This is a genomic window from Bradyrhizobium sp. 604_D8_N2_3, from assembly GCF_051810765.1.
In the GTDB taxonomy this organism is placed as follows: domain Bacteria; phylum Pseudomonadota; class Alphaproteobacteria; order Rhizobiales; family Xanthobacteraceae; genus Bradyrhizobium; species Bradyrhizobium barranii.
In genome coordinates this window covers 7178015-7191716 of sequence record NZ_JBPWPM010000001.1, presented here as the reverse complement: position 1 = coordinate 7191716, position 13702 = coordinate 7178015, and the positions used below count along the sequence as shown (strand labels likewise).

Here is a 13702-nt window from a genome sequence, read left to right as displayed (position 1 = left end):
TTGCCCACCCTACGGCCGCTGGGCGTGCCGCAAGTGCTGACGACGGGAGAGGCTAAGCCTCCACGAACTCGTCCCGCCGATACCCCTGCGCGTAGAGCAGCGCGGTGAGATCGCCATGGTCGATCCGCGCGGCAGCCGCAGCCGCGACCGCCGGCTTGGCGTGATACGCCACGCCCAGGCCCGCAGCCTGGATCATCGCGAGATCGTTGGCGCCATCGCCGACCACGACGGAATCGATGTCGTCGAGATCGAACGACTCCATCAGATCCACCAGCGTCGCAAGCTTTGCCGCGCGGCCCAAAATCGGCTCCTTGACCTCACCGGTGAACTTGCCGTCGCGGACGACGAGCTCGTTGGCGCGGTTCTCCTGGAAGCCGATCTTGGCGGCGACCGCGCGCGTGAACAGCGTGAAGCCGCCGGAGACGAGACAGGTATAGGCGCCATGGGCGCGCATGGTCGCGACCAGTTCGCGGCCGCCCGGCGTCAACGTGATGCGCTTGGCCAGCACCTCGTCGACCACGCCGGCGGGAAGGTCCTTCAGCAGCGCGACGCGCTCGCGCAGCGCCGGCTCGAACTCGATCTCGCCGCGCATCGCGCGTTCCGTAATCGCCGCCACGTGGGCCTTCATCCCGACGAGATCGGCGAGCTCGTCGATGCATTCCTGGCCGATCATGGTGGAATCCATGTCGGCGAGAAAAAGCTTCTTGCGCCGGAAGCCGACTGGCTGCACCACGATGTCGATGGGAAGGTCGCCGCGAAGCTCGCGCAACCGCTGTTCGATGGCGTGACGGTCGCCTTGGAGGTTATCCTGCGCGCCGAAGGGAATGTCGACCGCAACCCCGTCGAACAGCCAGTGCGCAGGTTGCGCCTGGGGCAGCACGGCGCGGGCGCCGTCGACGATGGTGCTGTCGAGCGCGGGATTGTCGGGATTGCAGATCAGCGTGGCGACGAGGGACATTTGAGGTTTTCGTGAGCGAGGGACAAGTCAGCAGAAGACACGTTGGCAAGGCCGTGCTTATCGCAGGCCCGACCGCCAGCGGCAAGTCGGCGCTGGCGCTCGAGCTTGCCCTGAGTACGGGCGGAATCGTCATCAATGCCGATTCCATGCAGGTCTATCGTGACCTCCGCATCATCACCGCGCGCCCCACACATGGCGAGGAAGGACGCGCGCCGCACCGTCTCTACGGCCACGTCGATGCGGCCGTGAATTTCTCGGCCGGCGCATGGGTGGTCGACGCGACGAAGGCGCTGGAAGAGGCGAAAGCCGAGGGCCGGTTGCCGATCTTCATCGGCGGCACCGGGCTCTATTTCAAGGCGCTGACGGCGGGCCTCTCGGTGGTGCCGCCGATCCCCGCCGAAGTCCGCGACGACGTGCGCGCGCGGCTGGAGCGGAACGGCGTCGAGGCGCTGCATGAGGAACTTGCACGCCGTGATCCGCGCGCCGCCGAACGATTGAACTTGCGCGACCGCACCCGGATCGCGCGCGCGCTCGAAGTGGTCGAAGCGACGGGCCGTTCGCTGCTCGACTGGCACCATGAAGGCCAGCCGCCGCTGCTGCCCAAGGACAGTTTTCGCGCGGTGTTTCTCGCCCCCGAGCGCGACGAGCTCTATGCCCGCATCGATGCCCGTTTCGATGCCATGCTCGGTGCCGGCGCGTTGAGGGAGGTGGAGTGGCTCGCCGCCAGACATCTCGATCCGCTGCTGCCGGCGATGAAAGCCCATGGCGTGCCGGCCCTGATCCGGCATCTGCGCGGTGAGATCGGCCTGGACGAGGCGGCCACGATCGGTCGTGCCGACACCCGCCACTACGCCAAGCGGCAATTCACCTGGTTCCGGCACCAACTGCCCGAGTTCGAATGGGTAAAGCCGGAGGAGGCGAGGGGGTGGCTTGCCGCCATCGTGAATGCGGCCCGAGACCCCGGCTGACGCGCTTTTGTACCCGGGTTCCCGAATTTACCTCTCGCCGAACCCTGGGAACACCGCTACATTGCCAAAATCGCGCGGGAACGGTCGCATTGCCTTGACATCCGGGCTTTGACCGTTATGTTTCGCGCAACCTTTGGGAAGGCGGGCACCTGCCATGCGTAACATTATTACCAAACTCCTTATCGCCGTCGTACCCAGGCACACCGCCGGGGGTGGCTAGCTGCCATCCACAAGACAGGCGGTGTGCATGGGCCCTCTTCGGGGCCTTTTTTATTTCCCGAACCCGACACGAACGAAGCCGCTGACAACAGCGCATCCGGAGCAAGACAATGAGCGACAAGAGCCACGATCCGAACCAGATGACCGGCGCCGCGATGATCGTTCGCGCGCTCATCGATCATGGCGTGACCGACATTTTCGGCTATCCCGGTGGCGCCGTGCTTCCGATCTATGACGAGATCTTCCAGCAGAGCGAGGTCCAGCACATCCTGGTCCGCCACGAGCAGGGCGCGGGCCACGCCGCCGAGGGCTATGCGCGCTCGACCGGCAAGCCGGGCGTTGCGCTGGTGACCTCCGGTCCCGGCGCCACCAACATGGTGACGCCGCTGACCGACGCGCTGATGGACTCGATCCCGCTGGTCTGCATCTCCGGCCAGGTGCCGACGCATCTGATCGGCAACGACGCGTTCCAGGAGTGCGACACGGTCGGTATCACGCGGCCCTGCACCAAGCACAATTGGCTGGTGCGCGACGTCAACGATCTCGCCAAGGTGCTGCACGAGGCCTTCTATGTCGCGACCTCCGGCCGTCCCGGCCCGGTGCTCGTCGACGTGCCCAAGGACGTGCAGTTCGCGACCGGCACCTATCATCCGCCGCGCAAGTCGGACGTGCACCGCTCGTACGCGCCGCGCGTGAAGGGCGACGCGACGCAGATCCGCAAGGCCGTGTCGCTGCTCGCCAACGCCAAGCGCCCGGTGATCTACAGCGGTGGCGGCGTGATCAATTCCGGCCCCGAGGCGACCAAGCTCCTGCGCGAACTGGTCGAGGTCACCGGCTTCCCGATCACCTCCACGCTGATGGGCCTGGGTGCCTATCCGGCGTCGGGCAAGAACTGGCTCGGCATGCTCGGCATGCACGGCACCTATGAAGCCAACATGACCATGCATGATTGCGACGTCATGCTGTGCGTCGGCGCGCGCTTCGACGACCGCATCACCGGCCGCGTCGATGCGTTCTCGCCGGGCTCGAAGAAGATCCACATCGACATCGATCCGTCCTCGATCAACAAGAACATCCGTGTCGACGTGCCGATCATCGGCGACTGCGGCAACATCCTCGGCGATATCCTCCAGGTGTTCAAGGCGGAAGCGAAGAAGCCCGACATCAAGGCCTGGTGGCAGCAGATCGCGCAGTGGCGCGCCCGCAACTCGCTCTATTACAAGAAGAGCAACGACGTGATCCTGCCGCAACACGCGATCCAGAGCCTGTTCGAGGCGACACGCGGCAAGGACACCTACATCACGACGGAAGTCGGCCAGCACCAGATGTGGGCGGCGCAGTTCTTCGGCTTCGAGGAGCCGCATCGCTGGATGACGTCGGGCGGTCTCGGCACCATGGGCTACGGCCTGCCGGCCGCGGTCGGCGTGCAGGTTGCCCATCCGGACAGCCTCGTCATCGACATCGCGGGCGATGCCTCGGTGCAGATGACGATGCAGGAGATGTCGACGGCGGTTCAGTACGAATTGCCGATCAAGATATTCATCCTGAACAACCAGTACATGGGCATGGTGCGGCAATGGCAGCAGCTGCTGCACGGCAACCGGCTGTCGCATTCCTATTCGGAGGCGCTGCCGGATTTCGTCAAGCTCGCGGAAGCCTATGGCGGCGTCGGCATCCAGGTGCACAAGCCCTCTGATCTCGACGGCGCCATCCAGGAGATGATCTCGGTCAAGCGCCCGGTGCTGTTCGATTGCCGCGTCGCGGCGCTCGAAAACTGCTTCCCGATGATCCCCTCCGGCAAGGCGCACAACGAGATGCTGTTGCCCGAGCAGGCGAACGACGAGGCCACGGCAAAGGCGTTCGCCGGCGGCAAGGCGCTGGTGTGACGTCATGTTCGACCTGACGGAGCTCGAGCGCGCACATGCGATCGTGGGGCAGGCGGTGCCGGCGACGCCGGCACGCGGCTGGCCGCTGCTCGCCGAGCGCCTCGGGACGCAGGTCATCGTCAAGCACGAGAACCACACGCCGATCGGCGCCTTCAAGGTGCGCGGCGGTCTCGTCTATCTCGAACGGCTGAAGCGCGAGCGGCCGAACATTCCGGGCATCATCTCGGCGACGCGCGGCAATCACGGCCAGAGCCTGGCCTTTGCCGCGAGCCGTCACGGCGTGCCGGCAGTGATCTACGTGCCGCGCGGCAACTCGGTCGAGAAGAACCGGGCGATGAAGGCGTTTGGCGCCGAGCTCGTCGAGTATGGCGAGGACTTTCAGGCGGCCGCCGAAGAGGCGCAGCGGCGCGCCCAATTTACCGGCCTGCACATGGTGCCGTCGTTCCATCCGGATCTCGTGCTCGGCGTCGCCACCTATGCGCTCGAACTGTTCCGGACGGCGCCGGATCTCGATGTTCTCTATGTGCCGATCGGGCAGGGCTCTGGAATCTCCGGCTGCATCATGGCGCGCGATCTCCTGGGCCTGAAGACCGAGATCGTCGGGGTGCAATCGACCGAAGCCCCGTCCTACGCGCTGTCGTTCGCGGCCGGCAAGGTCGTGACGACGAAGACCAGCAACACGCTGGCCGACGGCATGGCAACGCGCATTCCCGATGCAGACGCGTTCGCGTTGATCTGGAAGGGTGCCGCGCGCATCGTGCAGGTTTCCGACGACGAGGTCGCCGCCGCGATCCGCGCCTACTGGACCGACACGCACAATCTCGCCGAAGGCGCCGGCGCAGCCTCGCTCGCCGCGGCGCTTCAGGAGAAGACCAAGCTGTCAGGCAAGCGCGTCGGTCTCGTGCTGTCCGGCGGCAATATCGATTTCGATCTGTTCCGCAGTTGGGTCGGGGCAGAGGCGCCAGCGATGGCGTGACGGAGAGACAAGAGGGGACGACCATGAACCAGCCGGCATCCGCCTATTTCATCGAGGACCGCCACGATCCCAACGAGACGCATACGCTCTCGGTGCTCGTGCAGAACGAGCCGGGCGTGCTCGCGCGCGTCATCGGGCTGTTCTCCGGGCGCGGCTACAACATCGAAAGTCTCACCGTCTCGGAGACCGAGAGCCAGAAGCACCTGTCGCGCATCACCATCGTCACCACGGGCACGCCGATGGTGATCGAGCAGATCAAGCACCAACTCGACCGCATGATCCCGGTCTATCGCGTCGTCGACATGACCCTGACCAAGCGCTCGATCGAGCGCGAGCTTGCGATGGTGAAGGTGCGCGGGCAGGGCGAGCATCGTGTCGAGGCGCTGCGGCTGGCGGATGCGTTCCGCGCCCGCGTGATCGACGCCACCACCGAGAGCTTTGTGTTCGAGATCACAGGCAATACGGACAAGATCAACCAGTTTATCGACCTGATGCGCCCGCTCGGCCTTGTCGAGGTGTCGCGCACCGGCGTTGCCGCGATTGGCCGCGGGCCTGAGGGGATGTGAGCCATGCTGGCGCGCGACTGGTACTATAACGAGCGCAACCGGATGGGGATCGAGCCCGCAGTGGCTTCGATCTACGACGCCCATGACGATGCCGATCTGCGGGCGCGCGCCGCGCTGAAAATGCTCGGGGTACAGCGCGGCTGGCGCATCGCGGATATCGGCTGCGGCAACGGCGTGCTCGCGACCGAAGCGGCGCTGATGGGTGCCGAGGTGGACGCCATCGATATCTCGCCGGCGATGCTGGCGCTCGCCGAGATCTACGCCCGCGACCGCAAGGCGCCGGTGCGCACGCAGTCCGCCGGCTTGCTCAGCTTCGCCTACCGCCCGGAATCCTACGACCTGATCGTCAGCGAGTTCACGCTGCACCATCTGCCGGATTTCTGGAAGGCGGTGGCGATGTCGCGGATCTACCGTGCACTGAAGCCGGGCGCGAGCTTCTATCTGCGCGACATCGTCTACGCCTCGATGCCCGACGCCATCGAGCGCGACGTCGAGCAATGGGCCGACTTCCATATCAAGAACCACGATTTTTCGCGCGAAAGCGTCGTCACGCACATGCGTGACGAATATTCCACCTTCGGCTGGGTGATGGAGCGGATGCTGACCGATGTCGGCTTCACGCTGGTCTCGGTCGACTACCACGCGCCCATGCACGGCACTTATCTGCTGCGGAAACCGAAAGCCGGCGAGCAAGGCTAGAACAGAACAACAAACAGGGCTGCACGACAAAGCAGAACCGAGAACAACAATGAAGCCGGCCGATATCCTCATCGCCATTCTGGTGGCGGTCATCTGGGGGCTTGCCTTCGTGGCGAGCCGGATCGCGCTCGACGAATTTTCGCCGGAGCTGATGACGGCGATGCGCTTCACCATTGCCGCGGTGCCTTGCCTGTTCATTCCCAAGCCGAAGATCGCCTGGTCGCTGCTGATCGCGATCAGCTTCACGCTGTTCCTCGGCCAGTTCCTGAGCCAGGCCTATGGCATCGCGCACGGTGTGCCGGTGGGGCTCACCAGCGTCGTCGTGCAGAGCCAGGCGCTGTTCACCATCGGCTTTGCCGCGATCGCATTCGGCGAGCGGCCGACGCCGGCGCAGACGCTTGGCATCGTCGTCGCCGCAGTCGGCCTGCTCTTGATCTGCGGTACCGTCGGTTACGATTTCAGCGTTGGTGCCTTCGCGGTGCTGATGATCGCCCCGATTTGCTTTGCCGTCGGCAATCTCCTGCTGCGCGGCGCCCGTGGCGCGCCGATGTTCGACCTGTTCGCCTGGCTCTGCCTCACCGCCGCCGTGCCGCTGTTCGCGCTGGCGCTGGTCGTCAACGGGCCGGCGCCGACCTTCCAGTCGCTGATCCATATGTCGCCGACTGGCCTCGTCTGCCTGCTGGTGATCGGCGCCATCTCGACCAGCATCGCCTATTGGCTGTGGGGCCGGCTGCTGCGTGATTATCCAGCCGCTCAAGTGGTGCCGTTCGCGCTGCTGGTGCCGTTCGTCGGCTCGGCTGCTTCCAGCATCGTGTTTGGCGAGAAGTTCGGACCGTTGCGGCTGGCCGGGATGCTGACGGTCATCGGCGGCATCGCGGTGATGGTGCTGGCGAGACGCCCGCAGCCGCTGCCGAAGACCGCGTGAGGTGAGCATGTCCCAGTCGCTGCTCTATGCCTTCATCATCTTCGCCCTCGTGATGTTCTTCACGCCGGGGCCGAACAACATCATGCTGCTGTCGTCGGGACTGACTTACGGCTTCCGCCGCACCATCCCGCATATCGCCGGCATCACGATCGGCTTCGCCTTCATGGTCGGCGCCGTCGGCCTCGGGCTCGGCACGGTGTTTCTGGCCTATCCGATCCTCCAGACCATCCTGAAATATGCCGGCGCCGCCTACTTGATTTACCTCGCCGCGGTGATCGCCTTCTCGGGTCCGACCAAGCCGGGCGAGGAGGACGGCCGTGGCCCGATGACCTTCTGGGGCGCGGCGATGTTCCAGTGGATCAACGCCAAGGGCTGGGTGATCGTGATCGGCACCATCACCGCCTATGCGGCCATCGCCCAATTCCCCCTGAACATCGCGATCCAGACCCTGATTAGCCTGCTCGTCGGCACGGTCTCGACGGTGGTCTGGGCCCTGTTCGGCACTGCACTACGACCGGTACTGACCTCGGAGCGGCTGGTCCGCGCCTTCAATATCGTGATGGCGCTCCTGCTGCTCGCCTCCCTCTACCCCGTTTTCATGGATGCATGATGTCGCGGATTTCCATGCAGAAACGGGTTTCCCTAGGGGCTGAAAATGCTCTAGACAGCCCCCGAAATCCGCAAATTTCACCCTTCGGACACTGACTATCGGCCGCTTCTGGCCCTGAACGAGGAAACGACTATGCGTGTTTATTACGATCGCGACGCCGACCTGAACCTGATCAAGGGCAAGAAGGTCGCCATCGTCGGCTATGGCAGCCAGGGCCACGCCCATGCGCTCAACCTCAAGGACTCCGGCGTCAAGGAAGTCGCCATTGCGCTGCGCAAGGACTCGGGCTCGGTCAAAAAGGCGGAAGCCGCCGGCTTCAAGGTGATGGAAGTCGCCGACGCCGCCAAATGGGCCGACCTCGTCATGATGCTGACCCCGGACGAGCTCCAGGGCGACATTTATCGCGAGCACCTGCACGACAACATGAAGAAGGGCGCCGCCCTCGTGTTCGCGCACGGCCTCAACGTCCACTTCAACCTGCTCGACCCGCGCGCCGACCTCGACGTGCTCATGATCGCGCCGAAGGGCCCCGGCCACACCGTGCGTTCGGAATATCAGCGCGGCGGCGGCGTGCCCTGCCTGATCGCGATCGCCAAGGACGTCTCGGGCAACGCCCATGACCTCGGCCTCTCCTACGCCTCCGCCGTCGGCGGCGGTCGTGCCGGCATCATCGAGACCACCTTCAAGGAAGAGTGCGAGACCGACCTGTTCGGCGAGCAGGTCGTGCTCTGCGGCGGCCTGGTCGAGCTGATCAAGGCCGGCTACGAGACCCTGGTCGAAGCCGGTTACGCCCCTGAGATGGCCTATTTCGAGTGCCTGCACGAAGTGAAGCTGATCGTCGACCTGATCTATGAAGGCGGCATCGCCAACATGAACTACTCGATCTCCAACACCGCGGAGTACGGCGAGTACGTCACCGGTCCGCGCATCGTCACCGCGGAGACCAAGGCCGAGATGAAGCGCGTTCTCGCCGACATCCAGGGCGGCAAGTTCGCCCGCGACTGGATGCTCGAGAACAAGGTCAACCAGACCTCGTTCAAGGCGACCCGCGCCAAGCTCGCCGCGCATCCGATCGAGGAAGTCGGCGCGAAACTGCGCGACATGATGCCCTGGATCAAGAAGGGCGCGCTGGTCGACAAGAGCAAGAACTGACGGCTGCGCCGTCATTCCGGGTTCGCGACTTCGTCGCGCCCCGGAATGACGAGCGAAACACAAGCTTCGCTCGCCAAACCAAATTTTAAACCTTCTCGACTACATCGGAGCGAGATCGCGAACGGCGGTCTCGCTCCTTTCATCTCGCGCGAAGCATTGCTGCTTCATTCAAATTCTTCGCGAGCTGACGTGCCCTCTGAGCACGAAGAACTGACGCTTAAACCACATTCTTGGTCTCGCGTCGTTTTCATGACTTCTCCAGAAGCTCGCGATCGCCAAAACCCCAGCGTCTTCAGAGTCAAGGATTCGGCTCTTCATCCGCATCTTCAGGGCGCACTCAATCTCATGTCGCGAAGCTCGCGCGCCGCTTCATCTTAAGAATCGACACCCGCGACGTCCCTTTGAGCGTTGGGTGGCATTGCGCTGACACATCCTTCTCTCCATGATCGCGGGAACTTGAGGGGGAGGGGTCTATGCGATCTGTCGTCATCACCGGCGCGTCCACCGGCATCGGCTGGGCCATTTCGAAATTTCTGATCGGGCGCGGCTACCGCGTCTTCGGCAGCGTCCGCAAGCAGGCCGACGCCGACCGGCTCAGGGGTGAGTTCGGCGCGAACTTCACGCCGCTCCTGTTCGACGTTACCGACGAGGCCGCCGTGCTCGCCGCTGCGCGCCAGGTTCGCGAGGCGCTGGCTGGCGACACGCTGGCGGGGCTCGTCAACAATGCCGGCATTGCGGTCGCGGGGCCGGTCCTGGAATTGTCGGTCGACGATTTCCGCCGCCAGATGGACATTAACGTCATCGGCCCGGTCATCGCGACGCAAGCCTTCGGGCCGCTGCTCGGCGCGGACCCGTCGCTGAAGGGGCCGAAGGGGCGGATCGTGATGATCAGCTCGGTCGCCGGCAAGAACGGCAATCCGCTGTCGGCGCCTTACTGCACCTCCAAGCACGCCATCGAAGGCCTGTCGGAGAGCCTGCGGCGTGAGCTGATGCTGTTCGGGATCGACGTCATCATCGTCGCCCCGGGCGCAGTGAAGACGCCGATCTGGAGCAAGGCCGAAGAGATCGATCTCTCCGTCTATCAGAACTCGCCCTATCTGCCGGCGCTGAACAAGGTCATGGCGTTCATGATGGACCTCGGTGCGAAGGGTCTGCCGGCCGAGCGGATCGCCGAAATCGTGTTCGAGGCGCTGACCGCCGCGAGCCCCAAGGTGCGTTACCAGATCACACCGGACCCGCTGCGCCATCTGATCGGCGCATTGTTGCCGAAACGGACGGTCGATCGCATCATCGCCAAGCGCCTCGGGTTCCTGCCGCAGGGCTGATCGACGTTCAGCTCGCTTCGGCCGTCCGTCGGCGGGGGTGGGCGGCCATCGCGATCAGCCGCAGCGCCATCACGGCGAACAACGGAATGAGGAAGGCGGCATAGAGCGGCGTCGCCGGCACGCGCTTGCCGAACGACACCATGAACTGGAACCAGAGATAGTAGCCGCCGACGAGGTGCAGCACGCGCCAGGCCTGCGGCCCGAGCAGCGCGGCGGTGCGGTCGAACGAGGTCGCGCTCATGGCGATGATGAATGCATAGCCGATGCCGCCGAAGATGTAGGAGGCGGCCGAGGTGGTCTCCGCAAAGCCGGCCGGGTCCATTTTGGCGAAGGCAACGATCGCAACCGCGTGGATGGCGTGGGAGGCCGCAAAGCTAAGGCCCAGATAGCGGCGGTTGCGGCGCTGCCAGCGAGTCCAGGCGTTAGGCCACAGCCGTGCGAGTGCCGCAGCACTGAAGGCAAGGCAGAACAGCAGCAGCGAGCTTCGCGCCGTGAAACGGATCACCATCCGCATGCCCTCGACCTCGAACTGCCGCATCGACGCGATCCACAGGCTGAGCGCGATCAGGCTCAGGGTGAGAACGGCGAGCAGCCGCCAGCCCTCGAACCAGTTTTGGCGTTGTGACATGGCGATCTCCTCCCTAATGTAAGCATCGATTACATTTCAGCTGGCGAAATCGTCAACGGTGTAATCGGTGCTTACATTCACGTTCGGGTGATGCTAGGAAGCGCCATGCCCGCCCGACAGCCGTCCAAGCCGCGCACCCGCCGCGGCGTCCCGGAAACCCGGCCCTATCATCATGGCGACCTCCGCCGCGTGCTGATCGATGCTGCGTTGCAACTGGCTGCGGAAGGCGCCGAAGTCTCGGTGCGCGAGGCCGCGCGCCGGGCCGCGGTTTCGCCGGGGGCGCCGTTCCGGCACTTCCCCAACCGCGACGCGCTGATGGCGGCGGTGGCCGGGGAGGCGCAGCGGCGGTTTCGTGCCGAGATCGAGGTGGCGCTGGACCAGGCGCCGGCCACCGACCCGCTCGGCCGCTTCCGCGCCTTCGGGCTCGCCTACCTGCGCTGGGCCATGCGCAACCCCGCGCATTTCGAGATCATCTCCACGGGGCGCTACTTCGCCCATGGCAGCTCCGCGGAGTTGACCCGCGACAATGCCGAGCTGATCGCTCTGACCGAACGGATGCTGGCAGACGCGGCGGAGCAGGGCCTGCTGCGGTCGGCCGACCTCAAGCGCATCCAGATCGCCGGCCGCGCCCTGGTCTACGGCTTCGCCCGGATGAACCTCGACGGCCACTTTCCGCGCTGGGGCGTGGAGGAGGGCGAGACCGAGCGGATGGCGGAAGGGGTGATCGACCTGTTTATCGCGGGGATCGCGAAATCGGGCGGCGGTTCCTGAACTGACTGACCCTCATGGCGAGGAGGCGCGTAGCGCCGTCTCGAACCATGCAGGCCCACTCGGGCCTCGCCCTTCGAGACGCCTGCTTCGCAGGCTCCTCAGGGTGAGGGGATGGAGTTGGCCGTGCGGCTGTTCGCCGCCTGCTAACATTAAGCGAAGGTCGGACCGCGACACGCGTTGCTTGTCCGTGACCATTCAATTACAGTTTTATGACACGGTGCAGGCTTCCGGCTGCGCCGAACGCCGCAGGCCGGCCCGACGGCTGGGTATTCATCGCGCCGGACCAGAAGTTGCGTGCCGTCGATGGCGTCCGCGCCGAATCCAGGTCCTTCTGCCACCACCGCCGTGCTGGCGAGCGTTGCCGCGCTCGGCATCTGGCGCCTGCTTGCGGTTGCCGCGCCGCATCTTGCCGCCCTCGCTCTCATGTACGAGACCGAGACCGATTTCGGTTCGCGGCTTTCGTTCGTGCTCGCCTGGGGCATCCTCAATTTCTTCTGGATCACGCTCTTGCGGCGGCCGGCACTGTCGGGTGCGCTGTCGCTGACCATGGTCGTCGTGCTGGTGCTGCTGTCGCGTCTCAAGCACGACGTCGTGCAGATGACGGTCAACTTCATCGACCTGATGATGATCGACCGCGACACCGTGGCGTTCCTGTTCACGATCTTCCCGAACTTGCGCTGGTCGGTGATCGGGGCCGGCCTCGTCACGCTGCCGCTGATGTATGCGCTGTGGTGGCTCGATCCGTTTCGCATCCGCCGCCTGCCGGCGTTCGCGTCCACGCTCGCCTGTCTTGCCGCACTGGTCGGCTATTCGCTCTATCATCCGGACGAGGCCTGGCGCGGCTATTACGACGACGGCTATCTCTCGAAATTCTTCCGCTCCGGCGTCAGCGCGGTTTCCGACTTCGCGCAATACGGCTTCATGGAGTCGGCCGCCTCGACCAACGAACGGCTCAACATGCCGCTGGTGGATGCCTGCCACCCCGCGGGCCGCCGGCCGAACATCATCATGGTCCATGATGAATCGAGCTTCGACATCCGCGCCGCCCAGGGCATCAAGGTGCCGCCGCGCTATGGCGATCATTTCAAATCCTTTGACGGCAAGCAGCGCACGTTCCTGGCCGAGAGCAATGGCGGGCCGAGCTGGTTCACCGAATACAACGTGCTCGCTGGTCTCTCCTCGCGCTCGTTCGGCCGCTTCGCCTATTTCGTGACGCGCATCGCCTCAAACCGCGTCGAGCGCGGCCTGCCGCTGGCGCTGCGCCGCTGCGGCTATGACACGCTATCGCTCTATCCCGCCTATGGCGGCTTCATGGGCGCGCGCAGCTTTCAGGTGACGACCGGCGTCGAACGCTTCCTCGACTCGAAGGATCTCGGCGCCAAGGACGTCGAGCCGGACTCCTTCTTCTACGACAAGGCGCTCCAACTGATGGGCCAGCAGCCGCCGAACAAGCCGCTGTTCACCTTCATCTATCTCGGCGCCAATCATTTCCCCTGGGAGACGCGCTTCCGCCCCGACCTGCTGCCGAACTGGCGCGCGCCGGGCAATAATGTGGCGTCCATCGACGAATATCTGCGCCGGCAAGCGATGAGCGCCGAGCAGTACAGAGCGTTTGTCGCGGGGCTGAAGAAGAATTTTCCCGGCGAGCCCTTCCTGATCGTGCGCTACGGCGACCACCAGCCCGAGTTTGCGCCGAACCTCCTCGAGCCCGGGCTCGACGAGGGCGCGCTCGGCAAGAAGCTCGACGCCTACGATCCGCGTCTCTACGCGACCTATTACGCGATCGACGCCATCAATTTCGAGCCGGTGAAGAGCGAGGCCGTGATGGACACGGTCGACGGCCCTTATCTCCCGCTGGTGATTCAGGAAGCCGCCGGCATTCCGCTCGATCCCTCCTTCGCCGAGCAGAAGCAGATCATGCTCCGCTGCAAAGGCATCTTCTACGGCTGCAAGGACGGCGCCGAGGCGCGGCGGTTGAACCGGCTGCTGATCAATGCCGGGATCATCCGGGGGCTGTAG

General features: G+C 64.8%; 13 protein-coding genes. 11 read left to right on the top strand and 2 right to left on the bottom strand.

Annotation, left to right across the window (positions count from 1 at the left end; all coding sequences use genetic code 11):
• Positions 1-52: 52 nt before the first annotated feature.
• Positions 53-958, bottom strand: coding sequence for a phosphoserine phosphatase SerB (gene serB, locus AB7245_RS34510; RefSeq protein WP_439035478.1), 906 nt, complete (start codon positions 956-958; stop codon positions 53-55).
• An 11-nt stretch (positions 959-969) separates the two neighbouring features.
• Between serB and miaA the strand changes: the two genes are divergently transcribed.
• From miaA to AB7245_RS34465, 9 genes are all read left to right on the top strand, one after another.
• Positions 970-1926, top strand: coding sequence for a tRNA (adenosine(37)-N6)-dimethylallyltransferase MiaA (miaA, locus tag AB7245_RS34505; protein ID WP_439035477.1), 957 nt, complete (start codon positions 970-972; stop codon positions 1924-1926).
• Between the two features lie 329 nt (positions 1927-2255).
• On the top strand, positions 2256-4031 hold the full coding sequence (locus AB7245_RS34500; RefSeq protein ID WP_063981624.1) for an acetolactate synthase 3 large subunit: 1776 nt from the start codon (positions 2256-2258) through the stop codon (positions 4029-4031).
• A 4-nt stretch (positions 4032-4035) separates the two neighbouring features.
• Positions 4036-5007 (top strand): threonine dehydratase, encoded by a 972-nt coding sequence (locus AB7245_RS34495; RefSeq protein ID WP_439035476.1) that lies wholly within the window; start codon positions 4036-4038, stop codon positions 5005-5007.
• 23 nt (positions 5008-5030) lie between these two features.
• Positions 5031-5573, top strand: a complete 543-nt coding sequence (gene ilvN / locus AB7245_RS34490; protein WP_014493064.1) for an acetolactate synthase small subunit — start codon at positions 5031-5033, stop codon at positions 5571-5573.
• Positions 5574-5576: 3 nt separating this feature from the next.
• Positions 5577-6272 (top strand): class I SAM-dependent methyltransferase, encoded by a 696-nt coding sequence (locus AB7245_RS34485; RefSeq protein WP_014493065.1) that lies wholly within the window; start codon positions 5577-5579, stop codon positions 6270-6272.
• A gap of 49 nt (positions 6273-6321) precedes the next feature.
• Positions 6322-7197: an EamA family transporter gene (locus tag AB7245_RS34480; RefSeq protein ID WP_439035475.1), complete on the top strand. Its 876-nt coding sequence runs from the start codon at positions 6322-6324 to the stop codon at positions 7195-7197.
• Positions 7198-7204: 7 nt separating this feature from the next.
• Positions 7205-7807, top strand: a complete 603-nt coding sequence (locus AB7245_RS34475; RefSeq protein WP_439035474.1) for a LysE family translocator — start codon at positions 7205-7207, stop codon at positions 7805-7807.
• A gap of 132 nt (positions 7808-7939) precedes the next feature.
• Positions 7940-8959: a ketol-acid reductoisomerase gene (gene ilvC / locus AB7245_RS34470; RefSeq protein WP_063981628.1), complete on the top strand. Its 1020-nt coding sequence runs from the start codon at positions 7940-7942 to the stop codon at positions 8957-8959.
• Between the two features lie 473 nt (positions 8960-9432).
• Positions 9433-10284, top strand: coding sequence for an SDR family oxidoreductase (locus AB7245_RS34465; RefSeq protein WP_439035473.1), 852 nt, complete (start codon positions 9433-9435; stop codon positions 10282-10284).
• A 7-nt stretch (positions 10285-10291) separates the two neighbouring features.
• Here the strand turns inward: AB7245_RS34465 and AB7245_RS34460 are convergent, their stop codons facing one another.
• A complete protein-coding gene (locus AB7245_RS34460; protein ID WP_439035472.1) occupies positions 10292-10912 on the bottom strand; it encodes a hypothetical protein in 621 nt (206 codons plus the stop codon).
• Positions 10913-11017: 105 nt separating this feature from the next.
• On the opposite strand from AB7245_RS34460, the gene AB7245_RS34455 reads away from it, so the two are divergent.
• Entirely contained in the window at positions 11018-11683 is a 666-nt protein-coding gene (locus AB7245_RS34455; RefSeq protein ID WP_439035471.1) for a TetR/AcrR family transcriptional regulator, read from the top strand.
• A 303-nt stretch (positions 11684-11986) separates the two neighbouring features.
• Positions 11987-13702 carry a sulfatase-like hydrolase/transferase gene (locus AB7245_RS34450; RefSeq protein ID WP_071910536.1) on the top strand — a complete coding sequence of 572 codons (1716 nt, stop codon included), beginning with the start codon at positions 11987-11989 and terminating at the stop codon, positions 13700-13702.

What these genes read in the sequence shown, in the direction of transcription:
- serB (WP_439035478.1), bottom strand. Translation starts at nt 958, where the DNA reads ATGTCCCTCGTCGCCACGCTGATCTGCAATCCCGACAATCCCGCGCTC.
- AB7245_RS34500 (WP_063981624.1), top strand. Translation starts at nt 2,256, where the DNA reads ATGAGCGACAAGAGCCACGATCCGAACCAGATGACCGGCGCCGCGATG.
- AB7245_RS34495 (WP_439035476.1), top strand. Translation starts at nt 4,036, where the DNA reads ATGTTCGACCTGACGGAGCTCGAGCGCGCACATGCGATCGTGGGGCAG.
- ilvN (WP_014493064.1), top strand. Translation starts at nt 5,031, where the DNA reads ATGAACCAGCCGGCATCCGCCTATTTCATCGAGGACCGCCACGATCCC.
- AB7245_RS34485 (WP_014493065.1), top strand. Translation starts at nt 5,577, where the DNA reads ATGCTGGCGCGCGACTGGTACTATAACGAGCGCAACCGGATGGGGATC.
- AB7245_RS34480 (WP_439035475.1), top strand. Translation starts at nt 6,322, where the DNA reads ATGAAGCCGGCCGATATCCTCATCGCCATTCTGGTGGCGGTCATCTGG.
- AB7245_RS34475 (WP_439035474.1), top strand. Translation starts at nt 7,205, where the DNA reads ATGTCCCAGTCGCTGCTCTATGCCTTCATCATCTTCGCCCTCGTGATG.
- ilvC (WP_063981628.1), top strand. Translation starts at nt 7,940, where the DNA reads ATGCGTGTTTATTACGATCGCGACGCCGACCTGAACCTGATCAAGGGC.
- AB7245_RS34465 (WP_439035473.1), top strand. Translation starts at nt 9,433, where the DNA reads ATGCGATCTGTCGTCATCACCGGCGCGTCCACCGGCATCGGCTGGGCC.
- AB7245_RS34460 (WP_439035472.1), bottom strand. Translation starts at nt 10,912, where the DNA reads ATGTCACAACGCCAAAACTGGTTCGAGGGCTGGCGGCTGCTCGCCGTT.
- AB7245_RS34455 (WP_439035471.1), top strand. Translation starts at nt 11,018, where the DNA reads ATGCCCGCCCGACAGCCGTCCAAGCCGCGCACCCGCCGCGGCGTCCCG.
- AB7245_RS34450 (WP_071910536.1), top strand. Translation starts at nt 11,987, where the DNA reads ATGGCGTCCGCGCCGAATCCAGGTCCTTCTGCCACCACCGCCGTGCTG.